Here is a 22,101-nt window from a genome sequence, read left to right as displayed (position 1 = left end):
TCAATTTGTTTAAAATCTCAATTATTATCCCAACTATCAATGAAGCTAATAATTTACCATTATTACTTTCAGACTTGTTGACTACGTATAAAGAGGGAGAAATTATTATTGTTGACTGTGGTAGTGAAGATAGAACAATTGATGTGGCGAACATATATGGGGCGAAAGTATATCGATCAAATGAAAAAAATCGAGGTTTACAACTAGATATTGGTGCTAAGAATGCAAAAGGAGAGTGGCTCATATTTTTACATGCCGATACAAGATTAACTCATGATTGGTTTAGAAAAATAAATTCAGTTTTAAAGGGAGACAAGAATTATATTTACTATTTTAAATTTAAAATTAATCATAAAAAGATGATTTTTAGAGTCCTCGAAATTCTTGTAAATTTAAGAAGTAAATTTTTCAAACAACCTTATGGCGATCAAGGTTTAATTATTCATAAAACTAATTATTTTAAGAATAATGGTTTTAGAAAGATACCCTTAATGGAAGACGTAGATTTTTTAAGAAGATTAAAAAATAAAAAAGATTTAAAACAATTAAATTTACCAATCTTTATAAGTTCAAGGAAATGGGAAAGAACAAATATTTTTCTGCAAGCACTTAGGAACTGGAACTTAAGAAGAAGATGGTTAAAGGGCGAATCGATAAAATCTATATATTCTGACTACTACAAAAATAATTAATTTGCGTACCAGAAAGCACATTTGGTACCTCTTGGTTCTAATATCCAACCCTGTCTTTTGTAGAATGTTACTACTTCAGCATCAGCAAAAAGGGTAACTTTAGAAATACCAATATTTTTTAATTCTTTCAAAATATATTTCATTAATTCTTTCCCCAGTCCAAGTCCTTGATAGACAGGATTAATAGCTACATCCCATACTGTTGCTTCTAGAATTCCATCCCCAGTACATCTTGCAAATCCTACTAGCCTAGGAAATTTATTATCATGACGCCATAACCCAACTACCAAAATGCTAAAATCCAAAGCTCTTTTAACTCTCCTAATAGGCCTTCTGCTCCAGCCAACAGTTTGTAAAAGCTGATCTAGTTCTATGAGATCTAAATCTTTACTTTTACTACATATAAATATTTCTTCTTTATTTTTTTGAGTAAATTCATAAGAATTTAAACCATAAATATCTATCAGCTGTTCTCTCGATAAACTGGTTGATTTTTTTATTGATGATCCTTGTTTTCTAAAAATCATTAAAAATTCGCAAATCCTTTTTCTTGAAGCTCAGAAAGCTGAAAATATAAACCCTTTTTCTTTCTCAATTCAATATGAGTTCCCTCTTCGATTAATGATCCTCCTTTTAAGACTAAAATCTTATCAGAACTTTCAATAGTCGCGAGTCTGTGAGCTATTACTAGTGCTGTTCTTTTTGTAAGAATCCTTTCAAGATCTTTTTGCAAAGTGGCTTCTGTAGATGGATCCATAAACGCTGTAGCTTCGTCCATTATTAAAATAACAGGATTTCTAATCGCTACTCGAGCTACTGAGAGAAGTTGTCTTTCTCCTGAGGAAAGATTTCCTCCTCTTTCTCTAAGAAAAGTGTTCAAACCCTCTGGCAATTTTTTTAATAAACCCGTTAATCCTAATTCTTTACAAAGATTTTCTAATTCAAGATTATCTATATTCGCATTTAGTTTCAAATTATCAGCAACATTTCCACTAAAGATGAAAGTATCTTGTAGAACAACTCCCAACATGTTTCTTAGTGTTGCGATAGGAATATCTTTAATATTTATATCATCGATTAAAATTTGACCCGATTGAGGTTCATACAATCTACACAACAATCTAATTATGGTTGTTTTACCAGAACCAGTTGGCCCTACGAAAGCCACATGCTCTCCAGGATTGATCAAAAAAGATAAATTCTTTAGTATGTGCTCTCCCTCTTTGTAGGAGAAATTAACATTCTTGAATTCAATCTTACCCGTAAATTTCTTATTGGCAGTTTGAGCATCTTTTGCAAAATTTCTTGCAGAAATAGAGTCTTGAATCTGAATTTCTTCATCCAATAACTCATTTATTCTCTCAACAGCTGTAAGGCCTCCTTGAATCTGAGTAAATCTCTCTGCAAGTTGTCTTAAAGGTTCAAAGAGCCTTTGAGAATATAAAATGAAAGTAGTTAATGTCCCTAAACCAATATTTCCAGAAGTAACAAGATACCCTCCAACTGCTAAAACCAAGGAAACTGCGGCAAGAGAAATCCACTCTATAAATGCTGAAATGCTACTGTCATAAAATATAGTTCCATTTACTGCTTTCTTGTAAGCAACTCCTGTATTAGAAAATTTCTTACTATTAAAAGCCTCTCTCCTAAACATCTGAACGACTTCTAGACCTTGAAGATTCTCTTGAAAATCAGAGTTGAGTTGAGATAACTCTTCTCTCACTTGATAATTGGCCTTTCTGTAGCGTTTTTGAAGCCAAATAATGAAATATGAAACAGGAATCTGAGTTAACAATAGTAAAATGGCAAGCCCTCTATCAATTGAAAGCATTGTCAAAGAAATTACTATAAGACTTACAAAGTCAGCAATAACTCCAACTGCCCCACTACCAAAAACCTCAGCCAAAGCATCAACATCATTTGTTAATCTCGTTAATAATTTCCCTACAGGCATTTTATCGTGATACCTAAGGGATAAAGATATTGAATGATCAAAAAGTTCTCTTCTTATCCTTGCTGTCAAACGTTGACCCACGGCTTGGATATTGTAGGTTTGGTATCCTTGCAAAACCAACCTAAAAATAACAGTTATAAATAAAGTTAGGATTATGGCATTAATTGACTGCCCAAAAAAAGTTTTACTTAGCCATACATCTGTAGTTTCATTTTTGAGAATGGTAATCGCTTGACCAACTAATAACGGTTGTATAGCTCCAGAGAAAGAAACAGGTAACAATACTATCAAGATTAGATAGATTGTTTTTTTATCTTTAGTTAAATATTTACCTAACTTTTTAATCCTTCTAAAATCACTAAACATTAAGCTTTTTTTATGTATCGTTAGTAGATTCTATTGATAAAATCGTATCTCTGAGATGATTATCATCTAACCTCATAGATAAAGGGTTTCCTATTAGTCTCGCAGTCGAGTAGAAAAGATCATCTATTTTAATTAAACCATTCTCTTTAAGAGTCTTTCCGGTTGCCACCAAATCAACTATTGCCTCTGCCATACCTGTAATAGGACCAAGCTCCACGGATCCTGTCAAATGAACAATTTCTACAGGAATATTTAATTCTTCAAAATAAAATCTTGCTGTCTTTATAAATTTACTTGCTACTTTACAATTCGCTGGGAGATCAGTTGGTTTTAAATAATTGCTATTTTTCTTAACTGCCAACGACATATGACAGCCTCCAAATCCTAAATCTAATAACTTTGCAACTTTTAATTCAGATTCTCGTAAAACGTCATACCCAACAATACCCAAATCAGCTTGGCCATAACTTACATAAACAGGAACATCTCCATTCCTTACCAATAAAGCTTTAGCCCGTTTGCAATTTGATTCGAAAGTTAATGATCTATTATTTTTCTCCAATGCATCAGAGAAATCTAACCCAGCTCTTTTAAAAGTTGAAATTGAATCTTTTAACAGAGCTCCTTTTGGTAAAGCTATAGTAAACATAGATCAATTTCTTCCAAGGATTCTTCATTCTAAGTTAACAATGGAATTTAATAAAGCTCAAAATATAATCGGACTAAGAGTTTTAAATGATAATGTTATTTGGTTATGGGTAAAAGATAAATCAGTTGTAGTTATAGATCCATCAGTACACGAACCAGTAATTAGATATATAGATGAAAACAATTTACACTTAAAAGCTATTTTACAAACTCATCATCATTCAGACCATATTGGAGGGACTAAGCCTCTTATTGAAAGATGGCAAAATGTAAAGGTGATTGCTTCCTCCAAAGAAAAAAAGCGAATCCCTTTTCAAAATGTATCTGTAGAAGATGGAGAAACTTTGAATATTTTAGGTGAAGAAGTAAAAATAATTGAAGTATTAGGACATACAAGCTCACATATTGCCTTCTTTTTGAATGGGGAGAACCCTGTTCTTTTTATTGGTGACACATTATTTTCTGGCGGCTGTGGCAGAATTTTTGAGGGAACTTATCAACAAATGTATTCTTCACTAGAAAGAATCAAATCTTTACCAAAAGATACTCTCATATATTGTGCACATGAATATACAAAGTCAAATATATTGTGGGCGTTGAATCTCAAGCCAAAAGATCAAGATTTAAAGAATAAACTTTCGGAAGTTGAAAAAAAACTTTCTCTTAATAAATTGACAATTCCATTTTTACTTGATGAAGAGATGAAAATAAACCTGTTCTTAAGAGCAAAAAATTTAGAAGAATTTACTTTTTTAAGAGCAAATAAAGATTTATGGGTTTAAATTGATAGGTATCTTCTTAAACAAATGGCTCCCAAACAAGTAATTAAAACATCAAATGCTCCAGATCCAGTAGGACCTTATAATCAAGCAATAAAAGCTGGGGATTTTATCTATTGTTCTGGTCAAATTGCTATAGACCCAGCTGTAAATGAAATAACATGTTTAGGTGATATAGAGAAGGAAACTTTTCAAGTTTTAAAAAATCTCGCAGAAGTTCTTAAAGCTGGTGGAGCCAAAATAGATGATGTAATAAAGACAACTATTTACTTAACGGACTTAAGTAATTTTCAAATTGTCAATAAAGTATATAGTGATTTTTTTAATATTGAGAATCCTCCAGCAAGGGCCTGTGTGGAAGTTTCATCCCTACCAAAAGGAGTTTTAGTTGAAATAGATTGCATCGCATTTCTAGATTAATTTCTAATTATTGAGAAATTTGAAATATGAACCAATTGTGCACCATAGTTGTATAGATTATTAGTTGATAATTAATCCTTGATCTATGTCAGCAGCAAAGCTTAATATAGATGAACTAGAAGCAGGTTATCCTTTATTTTGCAAAGCTCTTAGACTGTTAATTTTAAAAGGAAACTCAGTTAAAGATATTGAAAAGACAGTGTGTTGGAGTCATCTTGAAACTTTAAATAGATGTTTACCTGGTAGATATAAAGCACCAACATATTTAATGGCTTTAATCAAAAGAGATATTGCAAAGCCAAATAATTATTAAAAAGGACTAATCTTCTAAATATAATTTATCAATATACATTGAAAAGTTTTTTTCCTTTTCTGATATTTCTTTATTTTCTAAAAATATTGAAAGACTTACAAAATTCTTACCGAAGCTGATATTTGGATAGATATCCCTTTCTTTACATAATTTCTCAATTTCCCCCATGAATTTACTAATTTTGGAGTATTGATCAAATTGAAATCTTTTTTCAATCCTCAAAGGTGATTCTCTTTTATTCCACATTACATTCTTTATTCAAGACTAATTACAATATACCTTCAACATAGTTTCTTAATAAATTTTATAAAGTTAAAATCCTTAGTCATTCTCCCAATAATCAATAATACCGCCAATTGTTAAATCGGTTTGAACTTCTGGATTAGGGCATGCAAATCTAGCGGCGGAGCCACTAGAGGTAAAAACCCAGTTACCTTCTCTAGCTCCAACAGGATCAACAGCAACTAATTTCTTTCCTTTATTATTTTCTAAAATTCGTAAATTCATGTGACCTAAGCCGGCGACCCTTTGAGTGCATACCATCCTTCCTAATACCTTCATAATTTCCACAATTTACATCCTCCTTTTTAAGACTTGTCAGGATCCCAATGATCAATTATTCCAACAATCGTTAAATCGCTTGGATAAGATTTACTTCCCGCTGCTTCCCTAGCAGCAGAACTTCCAACACAAATAACCCAATCTCCTGGCTTACAGCCAACAGCATCAACTGCAACTTTATTAGAAGATCCATCTAATACAACCTGCAGATGTTTATGTTCAAAACCAGGAATCCTATTGGTTGAGACAAGTGGTTTTACAACCTTGCAAATTAACATAATTAGTGAGCCTCCTCTGTTTTTTTATCTAAAGACATTCCAATAATTTGGGCGGAATGAATGTTGTCCCTATCTCTAATAGTAGAGCAAGTATGTAACAAACCTTGATCAACTAAATTTTTATATCTAATTGATATCGCATTATTAACTCTTTCACAATCATTTATTGCCCTCTCTTTTGCTCCGGGAACTTTTCCAGAGTAATCAAATCTTATCACTACCGGAATAGGTAGATCTTGAGAAACATTTAATCCAGTAAAAATCTTCACTCCTACATCTAAATCTGGAGCACCTTCTTCGACTGTATCTAAATGAGCAAAATAAGTTAAATTCCTGAGATGTACTTCTTTGAAACCTATGCCTACTCCAATAAACCTCTCTGCATGTCCAATATCTTCATAAGAACCATTATGAAAACTCTTAACATAATCAATTTGAGAAATATTATTGACAATTAATTTATACGTAAATTTTTCCAGTCCACTAAGTTTATCTTTTGAAGATTGCTTAGAAATTGTCTGGCAAATTTCTCTCTCTGCATCCTCTTTTGAAAAATTTATTGTTGAATTATAAATTTCTAATGTAGAAATGGTTTTTTCTAAATCTATACCGCCATCACTAGTTGATAAATGTATTTTTAATGAATCAGTGTCTGTATCAAGTCCAATTAACATTAAATCCACAGAAGCTCCGCAGCAAAAGCTATTCTCTACAGCCTCTTTGAAAGCATATAATTTATTTCTACCTTCTGCTGCAGCTAACTTGTCATTACTCCCATGAGCTGCGCATCCCTGATGCAAAGGATCTACTGAACTGAAATGATAAGTTACAACTTTTAAGTACCTGGTATCTTTATGAGCTTCATTAGGAACATTCTCTCTATATCTTTTATGTTCAGTTTTTACCCATCGATTAACGGTATTTTCAATATCAAACAGTGCTCCAGCATGAGATCTTCTTCTTACTGAACTAAAAGGTATTCTCATTACATAAGCAACTGAATGAGCTAATCTTCCATCTGAACAAGGAGTTATATCAAGTAAATGTATTCCACAATCTAAGAGAAATTTTTCAAAGTCTTCCGCATCCCTACTTCCAGCAGCACCTTCAAGTGGATCATTATTAAAAAAATTGTCGCTAAGTTTATCATGCTGTTTGAAAGCACACCATGCATATAAAGCCCTCATATCAAGAGGTTTAACCCAAGATTTATCTAATACATGGAGGGGTAAATCTATTCCCAAATTTTTTCTTGATATTTTCTGAGCTTTATTTATAAAATCTTCGTGATGTTGAATTCGGGCAATTTCCTTGAGAGTTGGAACAATTTCGTCAAAATCACTTTTTATTTTGCTTTCATACCTAAATAGATTTTCATTTTGAATATTATTGGTTAATTTATGAGACTTTCCAGAATTTCGTAAATTATTTGAATCTTTAGTTTGTATATGTATATTTTCAGTAAAAGTTTTCATTGGAGCGGTTGGCCCCAATGTGAAGTTCTTGGCTTTAGCCAGTCCTCTTAAAGGCATTATTTAGTTAACCTCTTGCACCACCTGAAAAGGTAACAAGTTGTCCCTCACGAGTATTACCACTAGATCCGGTTATCAAGAAATCTGGTTTTTCTGTTTCCTCATTTCTTTTTATTTCCATAGGGGGCATTGCACTCATGAATCCTGCTCTTGATGGATTTCGCTTCCTAGAAGAAGCTCCCTCTGTGCCTGTGACCTTATCACCGCGATCCCAATCATCACCAGTTACGTTTCCCACTGATTGTCCTTCACCAGTAATCCTTGATGCGACTCTTTTTTCTGGTGTCTTTGCAGCACGGTCTGCCTCTTCAATTTCCATTTTTTGTTTATAAGTAATATTTTTATTCGGTTCAAATCTAAATTTTTCAGTACCAGTGACCTTATCAACTGCCATATCAAAAGGTCCTGTTACCTTTGAACCATTTTCATATTCATTGCCAGTAACACCTTGAGTATTTTTTTCAGAATATTTATCTCTTGATGGTGATTTAACAGAGAATTCGTTCCAAGTGTTACCTGCTGATTTTTCCGGATTAGCATAAGCAGTATCATTTGGAGGATTATCACAAGCTTGTGAGAACTGATCTCCACCAACATAAGGAGTCCCTGTTAGGTTTTTACAAGCACCTTTCTTAGCACCTGTCATTACTCCGCCAATTCCTGGTTGTTGTCCTGTAAGTCTGGCATTTGAATTATTTCCAGAATTAACTGTTGCTCTTGATTTCATATCTTCAGAAGTTTCAGTATTACAATTCTCTTTAATCTGATCTAAGCCTGCGTATGGTGTTCCTGTTAACACTTTGCATGAACCTGGTTCATCTCCAGTTACTATTTCTGATCTTCCCGTCATAGTGCCGCTTATTAAATTTGACTTTGAAGAAAGGCTTAAACCTACTTTTCTAGCTTCTGGTTTTGGTTTTGAACCGCAAAACTTCTCGTATTGTTGAGATCCTATATACTCATCGCCGGTTACATTCTTACAACTCCCATGTTCATTGCCTGTCATATGGTCTGATCTTCCAACCCCTGTACCAGTTACATTACTCCCATTAAGAGTGTTGTAGCTACCTACTTTTTCAAATGCTTTGCCTTTTGGATTTGGCTCAGAACCAAGATATTGATCTCCAGTTAACTGATGTCCAGAACCTGATTCATCTCCAGTAACTAAGGTTGATCTACCAGGAAGTGATCCAGATACTTTTAATCCATCGGTTGTAGTACTGTGTTTAACCTTTGAAGGATTTTTTGGAACATCACCACAATACTTCTGTGATTGATTAGAAGATACATATTCAGTACCTGTAAGGTTTTTACAAGTCCCTGGCTCATCGCCTGTGACCCTATCAGATCTACCAACTTCATTCCCAGTCACTTTATTCCCTGATGTTGTTGCAGTAACAGTAGATCTAAGTGGTTGTTTATAACTTGGTCTATCTTGACAAAATTGATCAACAACTTCCGCTCCCATGTATTGGGTGCCTGTAACTGTTCTACATGTACTTGCTTCATTACCTGTAGTTTTTACAGATCTATTGGCTTGTGTTCCAGTCACTATTTGACCTGAATCAGTTTCACTTTTACCAACTTTCCAGCTAGCATCTGCAATATTTTGTTTGGAGCCATTTTTATTTGGACCACATGGTCTACATTTACCATTACCTTTTTTGCCTGTAGCACCAGTTTTACTTCTTAACTCTCTCACTCTTTGAGAAATTTCTCTACTACTTAAATCTGGATCACCCCTTCTAGCCAAAGAAGCGGCACTGGTATTTTGTTTAGTTGCTGATTTACCATGCTTAGATTGAGCTTCTCTTCTCGCTAAAACAATATCTCTACTTGTATTAGTAATAGGCTTTCTCTTCTGATTAATTCTTCTCTTAACGCTGGGTTTGAGGGACTTAGATCCTGTACTAGTTGAATCCTGACTTTCTTGATTTTTATTTATAGTTGAATTAACTATGTTTACAGGACTTTCTTTTTTAACATCAGTACGTGTTCTATCGGATGAAGTTATAGCTGATTTTCCATGGGTAGACATTGCTTTTCTTCTCTCTATTACTAACTCTTTACTAGATAAACTTGTTGAAGAATTTCTGTTTACTTGAGTTTTTGGAATATGTTTTGTAGCTGGTTTTGAAATATTATGATTATTAGGAGAAGACTGAGTCCCAGAAATATTTATATCTTGAGAAGATCTAACTCTATCTTTGGTAGTTGAAGAATAAGCAGCAGCTTTTTTACCGCTATCACTCATCGCCTTTCTTCTTTCAAGTGCAATCTCTCTACTGGTTTTTTTTGACATAATCTTCAAGTTTGAAATTCTTTAAAAACTTTTTTGAAAAACTTTCTCCAAAAATTTTTTTGGAGAAAGATATTAACTACGATAAGTAGCTTTAACGTCCTTGGAAAACTACAAAAGCTGTTCCTTGACTTTGAGTGTAAGCATCGTATCCGATGATTCTTACATGATGATCAGGGTATGCTCTATGACATGCCTCTAATTCGCTCACGATCAAGTTAAGATCTTTTTCCCCAAAGAATGGGAGTTTCCAATAAGACCAATAAGTTTGCATACATCCACTTGGATGAACATGCTCAATAACTGGACTCCAACCTTGAGCAATTATGTACGCAATTTGGTCATATATTTCTTCCTGGGTCATCGGTGGTAAGAAACCGAATGTTTCCAGGGTTGCAACTGTTTGATAGTCGCTTACTGTGCTCTGGAAAGGCATAATTAATCAAAATGTGAATGAAATTACTCGTAAAAACGAGATTTTAATAATTTTGAGGAGAATTAATCTCCTCAATTTCGAAACTTGAATTAACCCTGAACGTCAAGCTTGTCGACAGTGTCAAACTCGAACTTAATTTCCTTCCAAGTTTCTAGAGCAATAGCTAATTCAGGACTATGCTTAGCAGCTTCCATAAGAATGTCTCTACTCTCTTTTTCGATTTCGCGACCAGCATTACGGGCTTTTACACAAGCTTCTAAAGCAACTCTGTTAGCTGCAGCTCCAGCAGCTGAACCCCATGGATGACCATGTGTTCCTCCACCGAACTGAAGACAAGAATCATCCCCAAAGATCGCAAGAAGTGCAGGCATATGCCAAACATGGATACCACCTGATGCAACTGCAAATACTCCAGGCATTGAACCCCAATCTTGATCAAAGAAGTTTCCTCTTGATCTATCTTCAGGAACAAATGACTCTCTTAAGTTGTCAATATAACCAAGAGTTGTTTGACGATCACCTTCTAGTTTTCCAACCACGGTTCCAGTATGTAGTTGGTCTCCTCCAGATAGTCTCAAACATTTTGCAAGAACTCTGAAGTGAATACCATGCTTTGGATGTCTATCGATAACAGCATGCATAGCTCTATGAATATGCAGAAGCATGCCATTTTTACGACACCAATTAGCTAATCCAGTATTTGCAGTAAAACCACCAGTTATATAATCATGCATGATGATTGGCATATCTAGCTCTTTTGCAAATTCAGCTCTTTCATAGAGTTCTTCAGGAGTGTTAGCAGTACAATTTAGGTAGTGACCTTTAACTTCTCCAGTTTCTCGCTGAGCAAGCTTGACTGCTTCTGCAACAAACTCAAATCTTTCTCTCCAACGTTGGAATGGTTGAGAATTGATATTCTCATCATCCTTCGTTAAATCAAGACCGCCTCTAAGACATTCATATACAACTCGACCATAGTTTTTACCAGATAATCCTAATTTAGGTTTGATGGTACAACCAAGTAGAGGTCTTCCGTATTTGTTAAGTCGATCTCTTTCAACTACGATTCCGTTTGGTGGACCACCGCAAGTTTTAATGAAAGCAATTGGGAATCTAATATCTTCTAGACGTAGATGCCTTAGAGCTTTAAATCCAAAAACGTTTCCTACAAGAGATGTTAATACGTTTGTAATTGAGCCTTCTTCAAAAAGATCTAAAGGATATGCAATAAAAGCATAGAAAGCTTCAGGATCTCCAGGGACGTCTTCGATTCGATAACAACGTCCTTTATAAAATTCTAAGTCTGTAAGTAACTCGGACCAAACTGTTGACCAAGTACCTGTTGAAGATTCAGCGGCAACAGCTGCTGCAACTTCTTCTCTTGGGACACCTTCTTGACCTGTACATTTGAAACAGGCTAGTAAATCGGTGTCTAGGGGTACATATTCTGGAGTCCAGTAGGTATCTCTGTACTCCTTTACCCCTGCGTCATACTTCTTACTCATAAGGATAAATTTAGGTCTGTGTAGGGAAAATAATTATTTTGCAAAATTTATAAATCTTGCTTTATTTAATTAGTCCTTTTGACCAAGAAATTCACCATTACCTAGAGCAGGTTCAACTTCTCTATGAGGACGAGCAATAATGTGAGCTGCAACTAAACCGTCACCAACTCTTTCACAAGCATCAGCACCAGCTCTTACAGCTGCGTTAACTGCGCCTGTTTCACCTCTAACTAATACTGTGACATAACCGCCACCAACGAATTCACGACCAATAAGGCGAACTTCTGCTGCCTTTGTCATTGCGTCTGCTGCTTCGATTGCAGGTACAAGTCCGCGTGTCTCGATCATGCCGAGAGCGATACCCATTGTTTCTGTAGCCATTGTCTACTAAATACTAAATGTGGAATGTTCAATTCGAAGAATGCTTCATTAAGTACTTATAAGTCAAGCGTTTTCGACAAAATCTCCATTAATGTTTTTTCTATCATTCATAAGTTAAACTTATCACCCTTGGTATTATTGATATGTCAATACTTATGGAAATTAGTTAGTGCATCAAAACATACTGTTGTGTTAAGAAAAAATTTACATTATGTTATTTCCGTACGAGGCAGGCCCTGTCTACACAGGTGTGGAATGTTCAACCTTTCCTGTCTCCGTATCAAGCTTTGAAGTAAGATAATATTCACAATAAATTTTTTTTATATTATTTTGAACCTTCCAGTTCTAACTATTGCGAGTGGCAATCAAAGAAAAGTATCTGAAATTTCAGAGATGCTGGATGTTTTGTCTTTAAAGGTTGAGAAGCAACCAGAATATTTAAGTGTCGAAGAAACTGGGAAAACATATTTTGAGAATGCACTACTTAAAGCCAAGGCAGCTTCTCTAGAGACAAAAACTTGGGCATTAGCTGATGACTCGGGTCTTGAAGTAGATGTTTTAGATGGTCGACCAGGAATTTATTCTGCTCGATATGCCAAAAATAATGATGAGAAAATTAAAAAATTAATTAATGAACTTTCTGATAGTCCTTATAGGAGTGCAAGATTTATAAGTTGTATGGTTTTGTGCGATCCCTCAGGAAACTTAGTTAAAGATACAACAGGAATATGTTGGGGAGAAATTCTTAAGAAACCCAAATATCCTAATGGGGAGTTCGAATCTATTTTTTGGGTTAAAGAAGCTAATTGTGTTTACGGTGAGCTCTCACAATCACAACTAAATAAATTAGGTAGTAGAGGTAAAGCTGCAAAAATTATGTCACCTTTTTTAAAAAAAGAGATAGGTTTAAGTTAAAAAAAAGGTCTAAATAAAAATTTCTCAATAATTTGAAATTTCATCAATTGCTCTTATAGCAGCAGCTGCCGCTTCTTCTACATCTCCTTCTTTCCCTGCTAAAGTTAATCTACCAAAAGCGCCAACTGCCTTTACATCTACAACAGTGATATTTGATGCTTTTTCTGCTTCATTAGCTGCTTTTAAGACATACCCAGCCGGTTCAGTTTCTAATATAAACATACTCATTCCAGATTGAATCATTGATCCACTTCTGTTTTGTCTATTTATTAAAACGGCATGATCTGGAGTAATAGCTCGAATAACTTCTGTCCAACTTGTTGAAGGTTTGGTTCTTTTTCTAACTTCACTTCCAATAGCATCTAGAACAACATCCCCAGAATGTAAAACAGTACTTTGATCTTTGTGATAAAGAGCAAGAGAACCAAATGCTCTTTCAACAATCATCTGACCAAGTCTTACATTACTAGCTTTTAAGGCAATATCAGTGACTCTATGCACTGCCATCCCAGGTGAAACTTCCATCCAAAGGCATGAATCTCCAGGTATAGGTAAAAAACCTCTACTAACCGTTCCCATATATGCAGCTAGTTGAGGTTGAAGAGAATCCAAAAAAACATATGTTCTCAACTCAATCTGCTCAACTTGACTTGCTTGTCTGGATACCAAAGACTTTTCTGAATCAGTTGTAATAAAACAGCTTGCACCACTGGCCTGAGATTGCACCTCAGATCCTGTGACAAGAGAACTACCTTTTTTTCGTTCTCCTCTGTTTAAACTAGAAGTTGGTTCCATTCACGAGACTATAACGGATAATGGTTCATTTTTTCTATTAAATTTACTTGCATGCTTTCAACAAAACGATAACTTCAAGTAAAAGATATGCATTTCTATGGGAACTTCTCAAAAAAAAGAACCAAATGTTTCTGGTACTGAAAAAGAATTAACTCCTGATCAAACTCTCGGATTAGTTAGCCTAAGCTTGATGCAAAAACTATCTCAGAAAGACCCATCTTTTAGTTGGTTAGAAGAAGATAAAATTGAAAAAGTAAATCTTAAAAACCTTAGAGATAGATTGGAGTTAACGCAATTAGCTATAAATACTGGGGCCCCTTTAACCACTTCAGAAGTGACTGCTTTAATTGGGGCAAAGCCCGGAAAATCTAAGTTGGAAAGAGCAGGATTATTAGCAACGAAAATAGCTAGAAATGTGTGGAAGATTTCAAAAACAAGTCAAGGAAATTCCTTCTACAGAAATTAAAATATGCACCAAAAGTTTTTTTCATAATTTCCATTTAAGTATTTAAACATTCATATAAGTTTTTTAAATGTGTTCGTTTTGTAAGAGAACTTATTAATTACTTTCTTAAATTAAAAAGTTTATGCAAGCTTGAAATATAAGCTCTCGAAAATTTTTAATGAGTAAAGTTGAATTTAAGAAGGAAACGGGGCCTAGGGAAGTTTTTTGTGGGTTAACTTCAATAGTTTGGCTCCACAGAAGAATGCCGGATGCATTTTTTCTCGTTGTAGGCTCAAGGACGTGTGCTCATTTAATTCAAAGTGCTGCTGGAGTTATGATTTTTGCTGAGCCAAGATTTGGGACGGCTATTCTTGAAGAAAAAGATCTTGCTGGTCTTGCTGACGCTCATGAAGAATTAGATCGAGTGGTAAATGATCTTATTGAGAGAAGACCAGAAATAAAAACTCTTTTTCTAGTTGGATCTTGTCCAAGTGAGGTAATCAAATTAGATCTTGCCACTGTCGCAGAGAAATTAAATAAAAGATTTTTAGGTCAAGTGAGATTCGTTAATTACTCTGGCAGTGGGATAGAAACAACTTTTACCCAAGGAGAGGATGGCGCCTTAAAAGCTTTAATACCATTAATGGAGTCATCAAATGAGGAGAAATTATTATTAGTTGGGACTCTTGCAAATAATGTAGAGGATAGGTTTAAAAAGATTTTTAGAAATTTAGGAATTTCAAATATTGAAAGCTTCCCACCTCGTCAATCAACAGAATTACCAAAGATTGGCAAAAATACAAAAGTTTTATTAACTCAGCCTTATTTAAGTGATACCGTTCGAGATCTAAAACATCGTGGTTGTGATATAATTTCGGCTCCATTTCCTCTTGGTATCGAAGGAAGTACTCAATGGTTTTTAGCTGCAGCGAAAGCTTTCAAAATTGGTGAACTTAAAGTTCATGAAATTATTTCGCCTTTAATAAAAAGAGCAAAACTTGCTCTGGAATCTCACAAAGAAATACTTAAAGGGAAAAGATTGTTTCTTCTTCCTGAATCGCAACTAGAGATATCTTTAGCAAGATTTTTGCATAATGAATGCGAAATGGATCTCATAGAGGTAGGCACCCCTTACCTAAATAAGGATTTAATGAAAGAAGAGATTAATTTATTACCTGATAATACAAAAATTGTTGAAGGGCAACATGTAGAAAAACAATTAGATCGGGTGAGAAATTCTAATCCAGACTTAGTAGTTTGTGGAATGGGTCTAGCTAACCCTCTTGAGGCGGAGGGGATTAGTACTAAGTGGTCAATAGAAATGGTATTCAGTCCAATTCACGGAATTGATCAAGCCGCAGATTTGGCTGGTCTCTTTTCCAAACCTTTAAAAAGGAATCAAATACTAACTTCAAAAACTTTAGTAACGCATTAAAAAACTATGGAATTAACTCTATGGACATATGAAGGACCGCCACATGTTGGTGCTATGAGAATTGCATCGTCAATGAAAGATATACATTATGTGCTTCATGCCCCTCAAGGAGATACATATGCAGATCTTCTTTTTACAATGATTGAAAGAAGAGGGCAAAGGCCCCCAGTTACATATACGACTTTTCAGGCTAGAGATCTAGGAGGAGATACTGCAGAATTAGTTAAGAAAAATATTAAGGAAGCCGTAGAACGATTTAAACCAAAAACTCTTTTAGTTGGAGAAAGTTGTACAGCAGAACTTATCCAAGACCAACCTGGAGCTCTTGCGAAAGGGATGGGGTTTGATATGCCGATTGTGAATCTTGAATTACCTGCTTATAGCAAGAAAGAAAATTGGGGGGCCTCAGAAACCTTTTATCAATTAACAAGAACCCTTTTAAAAGATAAAGTAAGTTTTTCAGATAAAATAAGTCCCTTCAGGTGGAAGGAATTAGGTAGGAGACCAAAAGTTAATATACTTGGCCCCTCATTACTGGGATTTAGATGCAGAGATGATGTAATCGAAATCCAACGCATACTTTCGGAACAAGGTATTGATACAAACGTAGTTGCTCCACTAGGTGCTAGTCCTGATGATATTGAAAGACTAATTGATGCTGAAATAAATATCTGTCTTTATCAAGAAATTGCTGAAGCTTCATGTGAGTGGCTCAAACGGAACTTTGGAATGGAATATACGAATACTATTCCTATTGGAATAAAAAATACAATTGAATTTATAAATGAAGTTCATGAAAAATTAGATCTTCCTTTAACGAATAAAGAAGAATTAGAAAATAAATCAAAACTTCCTTGGTACTCAAAATCAGTTGACTCTAATTATCTAACTGGTAAAAGAGTTTTTATTTTTGGTGATGGAACACATGCAATTGCAGCAGCCAAAATTGCTAAAGAAGAATTGGGTTTTGAAGTAGTGGGTCTTGGAACATACAGCAGGGAGATGGCCAGGCAAGTAAGAGCTACTGCAAAAGATCTAAATGTAGAAGCTTTGATAACCAACAATTATCTAGAAGTGGAAGATGCCATGAAAAAGGCTGCCCCTGAACTAGTTTTAGGGACCCAAATGGAAAGGCATAGTGCAAAAAGACTCGGCATTCCATGCTCAGTAATTAGTACTCCAATGCATGTTCAAGATGTTCCTGCAAGATATAGCCCACAAATGGGATGGGAAGGAGCAAATGTGATTTTTGATGACTGGGTACATCCCCTAATGATGGGCTTAGAAGAGCATCTTATTGATATGTTCAAACATGACTTTGAGTTTGTTGATGGTCATCAAAGCCATTTAGGGCATACAGCGACAAACAAAAATAACATTTTAAATTCTGACGAGAAAAAAGAAAAAAATAGTAAAGAGGAAATTATCTGGACTGAATCTGGTAGAGCTGAATTAACAAAAGTTCCATTTTTTGTAAGAGGTAAAGTTAAAACAAATACTGAAAAATACGCAATCTTGAGGGGAATCCCAGAGATAAGCGATGAAACTCTTTATGATGCCAAAGCATATTTCAGTTAGTTTTTACTAATAAAATATAATTAAGTCATGAGTATTTTCACTCATAATCTAATAGATTTAATCCTGAAAATTCAGTTATAAGAACATATATCACATTTTTAATACAATTAAATACATATTTGTTTAGAAACATATTTCATGTGTATTTGCGCTGCAAGAATATAAATAATAATGTGTTTTAAGCTTTAAATGACAAGTACTATAAATAGACCTCTTGATGGAGAAGGAAGTGTTCAAGTAAAGCAAGATCCAAAAATAAATATTGAAGAAGGGGCTTTAGTTATTGCCGTATATGGGAAGGGTGGCATCGGAAAATCGACTACATCATCAAACCTTTCTGCGGCATTCTCAAAATTAGGTAAAAAGGTTCTACAAATTGGATGTGATCCGAAACACGATAGCACTTTCACTTTGACACACAAAATGGTTCCTACAGTTATCGATATTCTTGAAGAGGTAGATTTTCATAGCGAAGAACTGAGGCCAACCGATTTCATGTTTGAAGGTTTTAATGGCGTAATGTGCGTAGAAAGTGGAGGTCCTCCTGCTGGGACAGGGTGCGGGGGATATGTAACCGGTCAGACAGTAAAACTATTAAAAGAACATCACTTATTAGAAGATACTGACGTTGTTATTTTTGATGTCCTTGGAGACGTCGTTTGCGGGGGATTTGCAGCTCCATTACAACATGCAAATTACTGTCTTATTGTTACTGCTAATGACTTCGATTCAATATTCGCTATGAACAGAATAGTCTCTGCAATTAAAGCAAAAGCAAAAAATTATAAAGTCAGATTAGGTGGGGTAGTAGCAAATAGATCAAAAGATACAGACCAAATTGATAAGTTCAATGAAAGAACAGGTTTAAAAACTATGGCCCACTTCAAAGATGTCGATGCCATTAGAAGATCAAGACTAAAAAAATGCACCATTTTTGAAATGGAACCAACTGAAGATGTTATTGAAGTTCAAAATGAATATTTATCTCTTGCTAAAAATATGCTTGAAAAGGTGGAACCTTTAGAAGGCAATCCACTTAAAGATAGAGAAATTTTTGATTTATTAGGATTTGATTAATCTAAATTAATCTAATCCGACCAACAGTTTTGTAAGATCATAAGTTTTTTTAGAGGTATTTGCATCAATTATTCTTTTTGACAACTTTTGAGAAAAAGCTTTTCTGCCAGTTTTTTGACGATTTCCCCAGCTCCAATGGACTGATGGTTTAGCAAATTCTTTATAAGTTGCTACTTTAGCTACTCTCTCTCCTGCCAATCTTTGTGACACATATCCCCTCGTTATGAATTTTTGAAATATAGGGAAAAGAAACCTAAATAACCAAGGCGTATCTCTAAAAAGTTTTGTATCAGCGACACATCCAGGATATAACGAATTTACAATAATTTCTTCTGCAGGATACCTTTTTGATAATTCCTGAACGGTTACCATATTGCAAAGTTTACTATCTTTATAAGCCTTACCAGGTTTGAATTTCTTTCCATTCGCCATACTTATAGGGGATAAAAAACCATTTTTGAATCCTGACAAATCTCCCAAATCAGCTGGGGCAGGGATGGGGATTCTTCCTCCAAGTTCTGAATAATTAGCTGTAACAGTACCTAATACTGTAATTCTTGGCTTGAATAAAGTAGATTTTCCATTTAAAACAATTTCTCTTTCTGAAGATAAAATATTTTCCATAAGAAGATTAATCATAAGAAAATGTCCAAAATGATTTACTGCCATAGAGTTCTCAAACCCCTGAGGAGATCTTTCAGGTCTCTTTAGTCTTGGTTTATAAACTGCTGCATTACAAATAAGAGAATTTATTGGTTTTTTAAATCTTTCTAATATTTCATCGCAACCTTTTCTCACATCATCCAAGTTAGAGAGATCTATTTCTATAAAGTGAACATTTTTAACTTCCTCTTTTGTCAAAGATTCCTCAGCTATTTTAATGGCTCTTTTATTTGATCGATTAACAGCTATAACCTCCCACCCAAATCTTAAAAGAGGTTTTAGAGTATTTAATCCAACTCCTGAAGTTGTTCCTGTTATGAGGACTAAACCCTTAATGTTCTTACTCACTAGCAAAAAAGTTAATAGAAAAATGAAAAGAAGAATGATTCAAGATCATCCTTATCAACGCCATATTACCCTGATAATGTCTCTAGAAATTATTTGATCCTGATCCTTCATAAATCTTTGCTCTCCTTTAGAAGAGAATAAATCATCAAACTTATCTGTTAAAGTATTAAATCTATATTTTTCGTATAAAAATGAGTCTTCAATTTCCCTTAGTCTGGTCAGCCTTACTTTAGAACTATAGCCAAGCTTAATAAGGCTTATTATTGCTAAAAGTGAAAAGCTAATTTTTATAATTAAAAAAATCAATAATACAAAATTATCCTGTTTCTGTTGTCTTTTTATAGATATAGAACCTAAATATTTTTTGGAGAAAATACTATTTTTATAAAAAGAATTTGACAAATTAAGTAGTTGATATTTTACTGAATAAATTAATTCAGTCTTACTTTATTATTACCTTATAAATTTTAAATTTTCTAATAGACTTTAGTTCCTACCTAAACTAATTCCAAGTCTTAGTGCTAAAACTCCTGCATGCATAACAACTATGAGGCTTAATGCAATAAGATTTATTGTTTGAGTTGGCTCCATGGTAAAAAAATTATTTTCTATATTCTCCACCTAAAAGAGAAGATTTGAAACACTATTACAAAATGATGTTACGTAATTAACAATTTGAAAGAAAAAATTTATTGAAAATTATCATAAATAAACCTACAAAGTTAATTTTGGGAATTGAAAATCAGGCTTTAATTTTTTCAACAAATAATTTACCTGGATTTGATCAAATGGCTTTAGATTTAAATTCTTTAGATCAGACAATTTCGAATCCTGAAATAATTCTCACATTGAGGTTCTACTATTGGACTGGAGATTGGCTTTCAATTGGCTATCACCAAAAGGAAATTCCTCTTCATTGGAAAAATTTATTGTCAAATGGGGAAATTAATATTGTTAGACGTCCATCTGGAGGGGGTGCTGTTCTTCATTCAGGAGGCATAACATATGCATTAACATTTAAAAAAACTTACTATAAATTCTTAAGTTATGAAATGGTTAATAATTGGTTAATTAAAAGTTTTAGAGAATTAGGTCTAAACTTACAATATGGTAATTTACGAAAATCAAGCATTAGAACAAATTGTTTTGGGACTTCATTAATTTCCGATTTAGTTGATCAAAATGGGTTTAAGAGAATAGGTAGTGCTCAATTTCGTAAGAAAGGTGCATTCCTTCAACATGGAGAAATTCAAACAAATCCTTCAAGAGATTTGTGGTTCAAATTATTCAAAGAAGAAGCTCCACCAAAATTAAATCTAAAACTAACAAATGATGAAATAGTTCAACATTTGAGAAATTCATTCCTGAAAAATAAATCAAATATAAATTTCAGAAATATTGCCATAGATAATAAAAATAGAAAATTTAATGTCAAGAATTATTAAAGATCTCCTTTCTGCTTCATTGAAGTAATTATTCTCGGCAATTCAATTCCTAAGGGGTAATTATTTTTAAAGTTTAATTTTTTAACAATATCTGAAGGCAAATTAAAACCTAATTTATTCAATACAAAATTTCCAATTTTTGACCTATCAATAATCCCCAAAGGGATGTCTGCAGCATTGAGAACTAATAAAAAACCTTCATTTGTTTCTTCAAGTCTTTCTATAGTTCTCCATAATTTATCGTTATAAGATACACTTTCGAAACTATCGATTGGTTTCTTAAAATCTCCAACAAAGTTCCGTTCCCATTTTTTTAAGGAAACAGCTTTTAAAATATTATCATCAACAAAACCGGTCCATCTACCATTATTCGTAACAAAAAAATATTTATCCGATGCATCCTTCTTATTTTTTATTAATTTATTAAATTCTGAGAAATTTGCATCGTATTCGATTTTCCTCAAAGGCTTTAATTTGATCTCAGAAACTTTACTAAATTTAAGTATGTTTTCAATTTTTATAAATTGACTTTCAGATTTTGAAGAATTAACTCCAAACAAGCCCAAAAAAGAAAGAATGAAACCAAAGTAAAAGTTAAATCTAAATAAACAAATTATCCCAAAAAATAAAACACAAAAAGATAATAATAAATTTACTTTATTGAGGAAATTTCTTCCTTTATTTTTACTCCCTGAGAAATGCCAAATGATGCTTTTTAATAAATTCCCTCCATCTAAAGAACCAATTGGAATCAAATTTAAGAAGCCTAAGAATAAATTAAATATACCTACTCTTGAAATTACATTAACTGCTATTTGTTCTTGAGATGCACTGTTATTACTAATTAAAAGTAGAATAGATGCTGTAGCGAAACATAAAAGAGGTCTAACAATTGCAATTTTTATATTACCTAAAGCAGTTTGACAATACTTATCTATTTGTAAAATTGCTCCTAAAAAATAAAAAGTGATTTTTTTTATTTTTACACCCTGATTGAGTGAAACAAAAGTATGAAAAACCTCATGAAAAATAATTGAAGATAATAAGAAAAAAGAAGTTAAAAACCCTATTATCCAAGCTTCTTTATTATTGTAGATATCGCTAGAAGATAAATTGATCTGATTACTTATACTCCATGAGAATAAAAAGAGAATAACAAACCAATAGGGATGAACTTTAAAGGGAATTCCCCATATTTTAAAAATTTGCCAACTTCTCAAAAATAATCTCCGCTAT

General features: G+C 33.7%; 26 protein-coding genes. 10 read left to right on the top strand and 16 right to left on the bottom strand.

Going from position 1 to position 22,101, the window contains the following annotated elements; genetic code table 11:
* The first annotated feature begins 5 nt into the window (after positions 1–5).
* Positions 6–692: a TIGR04283 family arsenosugar biosynthesis glycosyltransferase gene (locus tag SIB45_RS05685; RefSeq protein WP_011862579.1), complete on the top strand. Its 687-nt coding sequence runs from the start codon at positions 6–8 to the stop codon at positions 690–692.
* Here SIB45_RS05685 and SIB45_RS05680 read toward each other — a convergent pair.
* The 3 genes from SIB45_RS05680 to hisG are packed head-to-tail and all read right to left on the bottom strand — an operon-like array spanning position 689 to position 3,661.
* A complete protein-coding gene (locus SIB45_RS05680) occupies positions 689–1,219 on the bottom strand; it encodes a GNAT family N-acetyltransferase (protein ID WP_011862578.1) in 531 nt (176 codons plus the stop codon). The two genes, SIB45_RS05685 and SIB45_RS05680, sit on opposite strands and share 4 nt — an antisense overlap.
* Positions 1,219–3,012: an ABC transporter ATP-binding protein gene (locus tag SIB45_RS05675; RefSeq protein WP_011862577.1), complete on the bottom strand. Its 1,794-nt coding sequence runs from the start codon at positions 3,010–3,012 to the stop codon at positions 1,219–1,221. Before SIB45_RS05675 ends, SIB45_RS05680 begins: the two co-directional genes overlap by 1 nt.
* 10 nt (positions 3,013–3,022) lie before the next feature.
* Entirely contained in the window at positions 3,023–3,661 is a 639-nt protein-coding gene (gene hisG, locus SIB45_RS05670) for an ATP phosphoribosyltransferase (protein WP_011862576.1), read from the bottom strand.
* A gap of 40 nt (positions 3,662–3,701) precedes the next feature.
* Here hisG and gloB point away from each other — a divergent pair, with 40 nt between their 5' ends.
* The 3 genes from gloB (at position 3,702) to SIB45_RS05655 (ending at position 5,172) form a co-directional block, all read left to right on the top strand.
* The gene (gene gloB, locus SIB45_RS05665) at positions 3,702–4,442 is read left to right on the top strand and encodes a hydroxyacylglutathione hydrolase (protein WP_041484668.1); all 741 of its coding nucleotides are present in this window, start codon (positions 3,702–3,704) and stop codon (positions 4,440–4,442) included.
* 24 nt (positions 4,443–4,466) lie between these two features.
* Positions 4,467–4,859, top strand: coding sequence for a Rid family detoxifying hydrolase (locus SIB45_RS05660; protein ID WP_011862574.1), 393 nt, complete (start codon positions 4,467–4,469; stop codon positions 4,857–4,859).
* A gap of 85 nt (positions 4,860–4,944) precedes the next feature.
* On the top strand, positions 4,945–5,172 hold the full coding sequence (locus SIB45_RS05655; protein WP_011862573.1) for a DUF3136 domain-containing protein: 228 nt from the start codon (positions 4,945–4,947) through the stop codon (positions 5,170–5,172).
* 6 nt (positions 5,173–5,178) lie between these two features.
* Here SIB45_RS05655 and SIB45_RS05650 read toward each other — a convergent pair whose 3' ends face one another.
* The 8 genes from SIB45_RS05650 to SIB45_RS05615 form a co-directional block, all read right to left on the bottom strand.
* Positions 5,179–5,418 carry a 4a-hydroxytetrahydrobiopterin dehydratase gene (locus tag SIB45_RS05650; RefSeq protein ID WP_011862572.1) on the bottom strand — a complete coding sequence of 80 codons (240 nt, stop codon included), beginning with the start codon at positions 5,416–5,418 and terminating at the stop codon, positions 5,179–5,181.
* Positions 5,419–5,493: 75 nt separating this feature from the next.
* A complete protein-coding gene (locus SIB45_RS05645) occupies positions 5,494–5,742 on the bottom strand; it encodes a carboxysome peptide B (RefSeq protein ID WP_011862571.1) in 249 nt (82 codons plus the stop codon).
* 17 nt (positions 5,743–5,759) lie between these two features.
* Entirely contained in the window at positions 5,760–6,011 is a 252-nt protein-coding gene (locus SIB45_RS05640) for a carboxysome peptide A (protein ID WP_002805244.1), read from the bottom strand.
* A gap of 2 nt (positions 6,012–6,013) precedes the next feature.
* On the bottom strand, positions 6,014–7,543 hold the full coding sequence (locus SIB45_RS05635; protein ID WP_011862570.1) for a carboxysome shell carbonic anhydrase: 1,530 nt from the start codon (positions 7,541–7,543) through the stop codon (positions 6,014–6,016).
* A gap of 7 nt (positions 7,544–7,550) precedes the next feature.
* Complete coding sequence (locus SIB45_RS05630) at positions 7,551–9,845, bottom strand: CsoS2 family carboxysome shell protein (protein ID WP_011862569.1); 2,295 nt, start codon at positions 9,843–9,845, stop codon at positions 7,551–7,553.
* Between the two features lie 91 nt (positions 9,846–9,936).
* On the bottom strand, positions 9,937–10,278 hold the full coding sequence (locus SIB45_RS05625; protein ID WP_011862568.1) for a ribulose bisphosphate carboxylase small subunit: 342 nt from the start codon (positions 10,276–10,278) through the stop codon (positions 9,937–9,939).
* A gap of 89 nt (positions 10,279–10,367) precedes the next feature.
* Entirely contained in the window at positions 10,368–11,783 is a 1,416-nt protein-coding gene (locus SIB45_RS05620; protein WP_011862567.1) for a form I ribulose bisphosphate carboxylase large subunit, read from the bottom strand.
* 69 nt (positions 11,784–11,852) lie between these two features.
* Positions 11,853–12,164: a BMC domain-containing protein gene (locus SIB45_RS05615; RefSeq protein WP_002807869.1), complete on the bottom strand. Its 312-nt coding sequence runs from the start codon at positions 12,162–12,164 to the stop codon at positions 11,853–11,855.
* A gap of 330 nt (positions 12,165–12,494) precedes the next feature.
* Between SIB45_RS05615 and rdgB the strand changes: the two genes are divergently transcribed.
* Entirely contained in the window at positions 12,495–13,079 is a 585-nt protein-coding gene (rdgB, locus tag SIB45_RS05610; protein ID WP_011862566.1) for an RdgB/HAM1 family non-canonical purine NTP pyrophosphatase, read from the top strand.
* A gap of 24 nt (positions 13,080–13,103) precedes the next feature.
* Here rdgB and SIB45_RS05605 read toward each other — a convergent pair whose 3' ends face one another.
* The gene (locus SIB45_RS05605; RefSeq protein WP_011818055.1) at positions 13,104–13,874 is read right to left on the bottom strand and encodes a hypothetical protein; all 771 of its coding nucleotides are present in this window, start codon (positions 13,872–13,874) and stop codon (positions 13,104–13,106) included.
* A gap of 97 nt (positions 13,875–13,971) precedes the next feature.
* Here SIB45_RS05605 and SIB45_RS05600 point away from each other — a divergent pair, with 97 nt between their 5' ends.
* From SIB45_RS05600 to bchL, 4 genes are all read left to right on the top strand, one after another.
* Complete coding sequence (locus SIB45_RS05600) at positions 13,972–14,340, top strand: hypothetical protein (RefSeq protein WP_011862565.1); 369 nt, start codon at positions 13,972–13,974, stop codon at positions 14,338–14,340.
* A 157-nt stretch (positions 14,341–14,497) separates the two neighbouring features.
* Complete coding sequence (locus SIB45_RS05595; protein ID WP_011862564.1) at positions 14,498–15,754, top strand: ferredoxin:protochlorophyllide reductase (ATP-dependent) subunit N; 1,257 nt, start codon at positions 14,498–14,500, stop codon at positions 15,752–15,754.
* A gap of 6 nt (positions 15,755–15,760) precedes the next feature.
* Positions 15,761–17,332, top strand: coding sequence for a ferredoxin:protochlorophyllide reductase (ATP-dependent) subunit B (locus tag SIB45_RS05590; protein ID WP_011862563.1), 1,572 nt, complete (start codon positions 15,761–15,763; stop codon positions 17,330–17,332).
* Between the two features lie 189 nt (positions 17,333–17,521).
* A complete protein-coding gene (gene bchL, locus SIB45_RS05585; RefSeq protein WP_011862562.1) occupies positions 17,522–18,409 on the top strand; it encodes a ferredoxin:protochlorophyllide reductase (ATP-dependent) iron-sulfur ATP-binding protein in 888 nt (295 codons plus the stop codon).
* A gap of 6 nt (positions 18,410–18,415) precedes the next feature.
* Here bchL and SIB45_RS05580 read toward each other — a convergent pair whose 3' ends face one another.
* The 3 genes from SIB45_RS05580 to psaM all read right to left on the bottom strand — a co-directional run bounded on the left by SIB45_RS05580 (position 18,416) and on the right by psaM (position 20,011).
* Positions 18,416–19,420: an SDR family NAD(P)-dependent oxidoreductase gene (locus SIB45_RS05580; protein WP_011862561.1), complete on the bottom strand. Its 1,005-nt coding sequence runs from the start codon at positions 19,418–19,420 to the stop codon at positions 18,416–18,418.
* Between the two features lie 54 nt (positions 19,421–19,474).
* Positions 19,475–19,822 (bottom strand): hypothetical protein, encoded by a 348-nt coding sequence (locus tag SIB45_RS05575; RefSeq protein ID WP_011862560.1) that lies wholly within the window; start codon positions 19,820–19,822, stop codon positions 19,475–19,477.
* 84 nt (positions 19,823–19,906) lie between these two features.
* Entirely contained in the window at positions 19,907–20,011 is a 105-nt protein-coding gene (psaM, locus tag SIB45_RS05570; protein ID WP_025887817.1) for a photosystem I reaction center subunit XII, read from the bottom strand.
* Positions 20,012–20,112: 101 nt separating this feature from the next.
* Here psaM and SIB45_RS05565 point away from each other — a divergent pair, with 101 nt between their 5' ends.
* Positions 20,113–20,865, top strand: a complete 753-nt coding sequence (locus SIB45_RS05565; protein ID WP_011862558.1) for a lipoyl protein ligase domain-containing protein — start codon at positions 20,113–20,115, stop codon at positions 20,863–20,865.
* Here the strand turns inward: SIB45_RS05565 and SIB45_RS05560 are convergent.
* Positions 20,862–22,085, bottom strand: coding sequence for a site-2 protease family protein (locus SIB45_RS05560; RefSeq protein ID WP_011862557.1), 1,224 nt, complete (start codon positions 22,083–22,085; stop codon positions 20,862–20,864). The genes SIB45_RS05565 and SIB45_RS05560 overlap by 4 nt on opposite strands.
* Between the last annotated feature and the right edge of the window lie 16 nt (positions 22,086–22,101).

It is taken from the genome of Prochlorococcus sp. MIT 1304 (assembly GCF_047305015.1).
GTDB classification, from domain to species: domain Bacteria; phylum Cyanobacteriota; class Cyanobacteriia; order PCC-6307; family Cyanobiaceae; genus Prochlorococcus_A; species Prochlorococcus_A marinus_E.
The sequence above is the reverse complement of the archived record's forward strand: the minus strand, read 5'-3'. Positions and strand labels throughout refer to the sequence as shown.